The following is a 6762-nucleotide window of genomic DNA, read 5'->3' on the forward strand; positions in this document are numbered from 1 at the left end:
GTCAGCCCGCGATCGCCTTGGTCCAGTTCTCGGTGACGACCTTCTTGGCCGCGTTGATCTGGTCGACGGTCGGGAAGGTGGTGAACGGCTTCTCGACGGTGGGCAGCTTGGCGGCGCCGGCGGCGTCCAGGGTGCCGTCCTTCTTCAGGGCCTCGAAGGTGGACGGGGTGGCGTAGCCGCCGAGGAAGAGGTTCTGGCCCTCGGTGCTGAACAGGTACTCCTGCCACAGGCGGGCGGCCGCCGGGTGCGGGGCCCACTTGTTGACGGCCTGGTTGTAGAACTGGGCGTAGGAGCCGTCGGTCGGGATGGAGACCTTCCAGTCGACGCCCTTGTCCTTGAACTCGTCGGTGTAGCCCGCGTTCAGGTAGGACCAGTCGATCGAGATCGGGGTCTCGCCCTTCTCGACGGTGGCCGGGGTCGACTCGACCGGGTTGAAGTTGCCGGACTGCTTCAGCTTGCCGAAGAAGTCGATGCCGGGCTGGATGTTGTCCAGCGAGCCGCCGTTGGCGAGCGCGGCCGCGTAGACGCCGCCGAAGGCGGAGCCGGACTTGGTCGGGTTGCCGTTGAGGGCGACCTGGCCCTTGTACTCCGGCTTGAGCAGGTCGGCGAAGGTCTTCGGGCAGTTGGCGATCTTCTTGGCGTCGCAGCCGATGGAGACGTAGCCGCCGTAGTCGTTGACGGCGGCGCCGTTCGCGTCCTTCATGGTGTCCGGCACCTTGTCGAAGGTGGCGACCTTGTAGGGGGCGAGGATGCCGTCCTTGACCGCCTGGAGGGCGAAGGCGCTGCCCAGGTCGACCACGTCGGGGGCGCGGTCCTGGCCCTTGCGGGAGTTGATCGCGTTGATCTCGTCCTGGCTGGAGCCGTCCGGGTTCTCCTCCTCGACCTCGATGCCGTACTTGGCCTTGAAGCTGTCGATGATCTTGCCGTAGTTCGCCCAGTCCCGGGGCAGCGTGATGACGTGCAGCTTGCCCTCCTTCTTGGCGGCGGCGATCAGGCCGTCCATGCCGCCGAAGTCGGCGGCGGAGGTGGCCGTCTTGGCGTCCTTGGCGCCGCCCTGGGCGGTGTCGCCGGACTTGGCGCTCGAACCGGCGGAGCCGCAGGCGGTGAGGGAGAGCGCGGCGGCGGTCAGGACGGCCGCGAAGGCGGCGGCGCGGGCGCGGTGCACGGTCACGGGGAAGTCTCCTGTTAAGGGGGCGTACTGCGAGGGCGCTCGCGGGGGGTTCCGCGGGCTGGCGCCTCGCGAAGGATCGCGAAGGCCTGGGACGGCCTGCGAAGGTTCGTGAAGCCTTGCGAAGGTTCGCGAGGCCTTGCGGAGGGCGGCGGGCCGACCGGGGTGAGCGATCGATCGACGTCGTCCGAGTTGACTAGCCAACTTCGCTGACGGCAGTAAGTACGCCGGAGTCCGGTGACGGGAAGGTGAACGGACGGCCCAGCGCCGGGGTCGGGTGCGGGAACGGTGGAATCCGGCCATCGGAGCGTGATCCGTTCGGTGCGATGCTTCGAAGGCGCAGCGGAGTAAGGTCGGGCTGTCCGCGCCGGTACGGCTGCGCAGGACACCGCCCCAGGAGGGACATTGACTGACGTGGCAACTGAGCCCCAGCGCCCCGAGGGCCCCCCGGCCGCGGACGGGAGCCCGGCGGCCGGAGCCCCCTCGGCGGCCGGGGAACCCCCGGCGGAGCGCCCCGGCGCGCTGTACCGGAAGGTGGCCGCCGACCTGCGCGAGGCGATCACCACCGGCGCGTACGGCGAGGCCGGCCGGCTGCCCGCCGAGGGCGCGCTGGCCGAGCAGTACGGCGTCTCCCGCGGCACCGTCCGCCAGGCGCTCGCGGTGCTGCGCTCCGACGGACTGGTCACCTCCCGCCGCGGCACCCGCCGGGTGGTCCTCGGCGGCGCCCGGGTGCAGAGCTTCTCCGAACTGCTCAGCTTCACGCACTGGGCGTACTCGATGGGCGAGGAGCCCGGCGGCATCCTCGACTCGCTGGTGCGCCGCCCGGCCGACGCCGCCGAACGCGAGCAACTGCGCCTGGAGCAGGGCGCCGAGGTGTACGTCATCGTCCGGCTGCGGACGCTGTCCGGCACGCCGGTGATGGTCGAGCGCACCGTCTACCCGCCGCGGGTCGGCGAGATCGTCGCCGAACTGCCGCCGGACGTCGTCTCGCACACCGAAGTGCTGCGCGAGCACGGCATCCTGTTCACCGACGCCGACCACACCATCGACATCGTCCCGGCCAACGGTGAGGACGCCCGGCTGCTCGGCTGCCGCCGGGGCGGTCCGCTGCTGCGCGAGCGGCGCCGCACGACCGACCCGACGGGCACGCCGGTGGAGTGGTCCCAGGACCGCTACCTGCCCGGGACGGTGGCGTTCAGCGTGCACAACTCCCTGGCCACGTCGGCGCTTTCGCGGCACGCTCGGGAGCTGGACTGAGCTACCGCATGAGCGCGGCGAGCAGCGGGCGGTAGTGCGCGAAGCCGGGCGTCGGGGCGCCGGCCTCCTTCGCCTGCTCGTCCCAGCGCCGCACCGCCACCGCGTCCCGCGCGCCCGGGAGTTCGGCGAAGGCGGCTGCCTGCTGCTCGTCCATCGGGCCGCCCTGGACGGTCAGGGTGTACTCGGAGGCCGCGGAGAGTCGCTCCCGGTAGCCGGGCTCGACCGCGCACAGGTAGCGCTTGGCGGCCACGTGCAGCCGGACCGGCTCGGTGACCTCCGGGCCGAACCAGCCCGCCAGCCAGTCGGCCCCGGAGTCGCTGTGGCGGTTGTCCTGACCCTGCATCAGATCCGTTCCGTGCAGGGCCCCGTGGAAGTGGCCGACGTCGTGCAGCAGCGCGGCGGCGACCAGGTGGTCGGGTGCCCCGGCCGCCTCGGCGGCGGCGGCGGCCTGGAGCATGTGCTCGGCCATGGTGACCTCCTCGCCCAGGTACTCCGCGGCGCCCTCGCCGGCGAACAGCGCGGCGATCGTGTCCAGGGCGGCGGCCCGGCGGCGCAGCACGGCGAGGGTGGAGGAGAGCGAGTCGAGGTCGGCGTAGCAGCCCTGGAGGTGCCGGTGGCCGTCCTGCTGGAAGGCCGTCCGGGCGTGCAGCAGGCGGGTGTTGTCGAAGACCAGGCAGTCGCCGGGGCCGAGGCGGAAGGTGAGCTGGAGCTCGGGGCGCAGGGTGATCTCGGCGAAGCGGCGGTAGGCGGCGTAGAAGGCGTCCAGGCCTGATCCGCGCAGGGTGCCGGTCGAGCGGTTGTTGAACCGGACCTCGCGGATCCGCCCCTTCGGGTCCAGGTCGATCAGCGGGCGGTCGGCCCGGAGCTCGGTGCGGCGGTCGCGGAAGACGAACGGGACAGGCGTGCGGGTGAGGACCTCGAAGGCCTCCGGCGCCTCCTCCCGGAGGACCGCCGCGGCCTTGAAGCCGTCCACCAGTCCGGAGTCGCCGCCGGTCGCCGAGTTCTCCAGGCAGTGCAGCAGCTGGAGGGTCGGCACCGGGTCCCGGTACGGGTTGTCGGTGTGCGGGGCGATGGCGACGCTGGTGAAGGCGAGGTTGTTGGGGGACGGTTCGACCCGGACGTCGAACAGCTCCCCGTAGTTGGTGACCCGCACGTACCCGAAGCTCTCCGCCACCCGCAGCACCTGCCGCTCGACGGTCGGCACCCCGCGCAGCACGGCGAAGCCGCTGTCCCGGACGGCGGCCAGCACCGCGGCCTGCTCGGCCGGGTCGGTCAGGTAGGCCTCCCACGACGCCCCGGGGAGGCCGGGCGCGAAGTCCGCCGCCGTCCAGAGCCGCTTGCCCCGCTCGGTGCGCCCGTCGCCCTCGTCCGTCCCGTCGAGCCACTCCCGCGGGTACCGCGACCGGTGCCCGTCCGACCAGAGCACCTCCAGGTGCCCGTCGGCCTCCGTGCTCGCGGCGACCGCCAGGTCTGGCGGCAGCTCGTGGATCTGGAACAGCTTCTGTCCGTTGCGCGGGTCCCGGCACTCGGCGCACGGGCAGTTGTCGCGCAGCCAGTACGGCGGCAGCTCGGTCATCGGTCTTCTCCTCGGCGGCACTACGGCTGTCGTGTCGGCCAAAGTTGTATAGCCAACTTCGGCCCTGCCGGGAGCCTGCCCGCCCTCGGTGAGTTCCACGTGCCCGGCGGGTGAACGCCACGGGAACTGTGCCCGGTGGGCCGCCCCGGAAAGTCCTTGCACGTGATGGTCCGGACCTGCTCCAATCTGCGCGTGCATGAAGCCGATACCGCCCCGCCCGCCGTCCCCGCCGCGCCCGTGCCGGACGGCGTCCACGCCGAATCCGTGGTGGACGAGGCCCCCGCCGGCCCGCTCCCGCGTTCCCGCCGCAGGTTCTGGCTGGGCGTCACCGGTGTCGCGGTCCTCGGAGCCGCGGTCTTCGGCGTCGCCTTCGCGGACAACTTCGCCGCCCTCGGCGCGTACGGGTACCGCGCGCCGGAGTCCTTCGACGGGATGCGACTGCGCCCGGAGGTCTCCCTGGCCAAGCAGTCCACCAGTCTGGGCGGGCACTCCGGTGTCACGAGCACCGGCTACCAGGACCCCGCCGACAGTCGGGGGGCCGTCGTCATGGTCTACGAGAAGCACATCTTCCTGCCCTCCTCGGAGCTCGACGACGTCGTCGCCGCCCAGGACACCGAGGAGGTGACCCTCACCGGCCTGCGCGACGTCGAGCCCGGCGAGCGGGGCGGGGCCATGAAGTGCGGCCTCGGGAACACCCTGGGCAAGCCCGTCGCCGTCTGCGCCTGGGCCGACGGCAGCATGTGGGGCGTCTACGTGGAGTGGCTGCCGGGCCGGGCGCTCTCCGTCGACGCCGTCGCCGCCCGGACCCGCGAGTTCCGCAGGACGGCCGAAGTTCCGTCCTGAGCCACCCGGCCGCCGCCTCCGGCGGGCTGTTCGGGTGAGGGGGTGCGGGGCGCCGCGCGTTTCGGTGGGGGAGGGGTGGGGGCTGCGGCACTGTCGGGGTGGATTTGTCCCGATATATGAGAGGTGCGAGCAATGGCCCATTCCTCCTCCAATCCGCCCGGCTCGGGGCACACCGCGCTGCGGCGCGAGGTCGGCGTCATCGGACTGCTCTGGGCCTCGGTCGGGGCGATCATCGGCTCCGGCTGGCTGTTCGGGGCGCAGAAGGCCGCGGTGGCGGCCGGGCCCGCGGCGCTGGTGTCCTGGGGCGTCGGCGCGGTGGCGATCATCCTGCTGGCGCTGGTGCACGCCGAACTGGGCGGGCTGTTCCCGGTGGCGGGCGGCACGGCGCGCTACCCGCACTACGCCTTCGGCGGGTTCGCCGGGATGTCCTTCGGCTGGTTCACCTGGCTGCAGGCCGCGACCATCGCGCCGATCGAGGTGCAGGCGATGATCAACTACGCCCAGCACTGGAGTTGGGCGGACGGCCTGCTGAACAAGGACCTGACGCTGACCGGCTGGGGGTTCGTCGTCGCGGCCCTGCTGCTCGGGGTCTTCGTCGCGGTCAACTTCCTCGGCGTGCGGCTGCTCGCGCACACCAACAGCGCGGCCACCGTGTGGAAGGTCGCCATCCCGGTGCTGACCATCATCACGCTCGGCCTCACCGAGTTCCACGGCTCCAACTTCACCGTCCACGGCTTCGCCCCGGACGGGGCCAAGGGCGTGCTCGCCGCGATCAGCAGCAGCGGGGTGATCTTCGCGCTGCTCGGCTTCGAGCAGGCCATCCAGTGGGCGGGCGAGAGCCGCAACCCGCGCCGGGACATCCCGCGCGCCGTGCTCGGCTCGGTGGTGATCGGCACGGTCGTCTACGTGATGCTCCAGGTGGTGTTCATCGGCGCGCTGCCGCCGGAGACCTTCGCCAAGGGCTGGACCACGCTCGACTACCCCGGGATCAGCGGACCGTTCGCCGGCCTGGCGACCCTGATCGGCCTGGGCTGGCTGGCCACCGTGCTGTTCATCGACGCGGTCGTCTCACCGGCCGGCACCGGGCTGGTCTACATCACCTCCAGCTCCCGGGTCACCTACGGCCTGAGCCGCAACGGCTACGCCCCGCAGGCGCTGCAGTCCACCGACAAGCGCGCGGTGCCCTGGCTCGGCCTGCTGATCGCCTGGGTGGCCGGGGTGATCTGCTTCCTGCCCTTCCCGAGCTGGCAGCGGCTGGTCGGCTTCATCACCTCGGCGGTGGTGCTGATGTACGCGGGCGCCCCGCTGGCCTTCGGGGTGCTGCGCAAGCGGCTGCCGGGGATGGAGCGCTCGTACCACCTGCCCGGCGGCTCGGTGGTCTCGCCGCTGGCCTTCGTGGTGGCGAGCCTGGTCATCTACTGGTCCGGCTGGGACACCCTGTGGCGGCTCGGCCTGGCGATCGTGATCGGCTACCTGCTGCTCGGCGGGTACTCCTGGTACGCGCGCTCGAAGGGGATGCCGAACGCGCCCCGGATGGACTTCCGGGCCGGGCAGTGGCTGCCGGTCTACCTGCTCGGCATGGGCGTGGTCTCCTGGCAGGGCACCTTCGGCGCGGGCGCGCAGGGGAACCTGCCGCTGTGGTGGGACATCGCCGTCGTGGTGGTGTTCTCGCTGGTCGTCTACTACTGGGCGCTGGCGATCGCGCTGCCGGCGGAGGAGATCGAGCGGAACATCCGCGGCGTCGAGGTGGTGGACGTCAACGGGCACTGACGGCCGGGTACGGCGGCGGCCCCGGGAGTTGCTCCCGGGGCCGCCGCCGTGCGTGGGTCGGGCCGCGACGGTCGCCGTGCGCGGGTCGGGCCGTGACGGTCGCCGTGCGCGCGTCAGGCCGCGACGGTCGCGTTCCAGGCGGCCTCGG

5 protein-coding genes are annotated in these 6762 nt (G+C 72.3%); 3 read left to right on the top strand and 2 right to left on the bottom strand.

Features of this window, described 5'->3' with window-relative positions; genetic code table 11:
* Window position 1: 1 nt before the first annotated feature.
* Entirely contained in the window at window positions 2-1171 is a 1170-nt protein-coding gene (locus AE652_RS31970) for an ABC transporter substrate-binding protein (RefSeq protein WP_049657932.1), read from the bottom strand.
* Between the two features lie 411 nt (window positions 1172-1582).
* Between AE652_RS31970 and AE652_RS31975 the strand changes: the two genes are divergently transcribed.
* A complete protein-coding gene (locus tag AE652_RS31975; RefSeq protein ID WP_234348617.1) occupies window positions 1583-2425 on the top strand; it encodes a GntR family transcriptional regulator in 843 nt (280 codons plus the stop codon).
* Window position 2426: 1 nt separating this feature from the next.
* Here the strand turns inward: AE652_RS31975 and AE652_RS31980 are convergent, their stop codons facing one another.
* Complete coding sequence (locus AE652_RS31980) at window positions 2427-4001, bottom strand: phosphonate degradation HD-domain oxygenase (protein ID WP_049657935.1); 1575 nt, start codon at window positions 3999-4001, stop codon at window positions 2427-2429.
* 192 nt (window positions 4002-4193) lie between these two features.
* On the opposite strand from AE652_RS31980, the gene AE652_RS31985 reads away from it, so the two are divergent.
* Window positions 4194-4844, top strand: coding sequence for a hypothetical protein (locus AE652_RS31985; protein WP_159028606.1), 651 nt, complete (start codon window positions 4194-4196; stop codon window positions 4842-4844).
* Window positions 4845-4976: 132 nt separating this feature from the next.
* A complete protein-coding gene (locus AE652_RS31990) occupies window positions 4977-6614 on the top strand; it encodes an APC family permease (protein WP_049657940.1) in 1638 nt (545 codons plus the stop codon).
* The last annotated feature ends 148 nt before the right edge of the window (window positions 6615-6762 follow it).

This window comes from Kitasatospora sp. MY 5-36, assembly GCF_001182915.1.
Taxonomy (GTDB): Bacteria; Actinomycetota; Actinomycetes; order Streptomycetales; family Streptomycetaceae; genus Kitasatospora.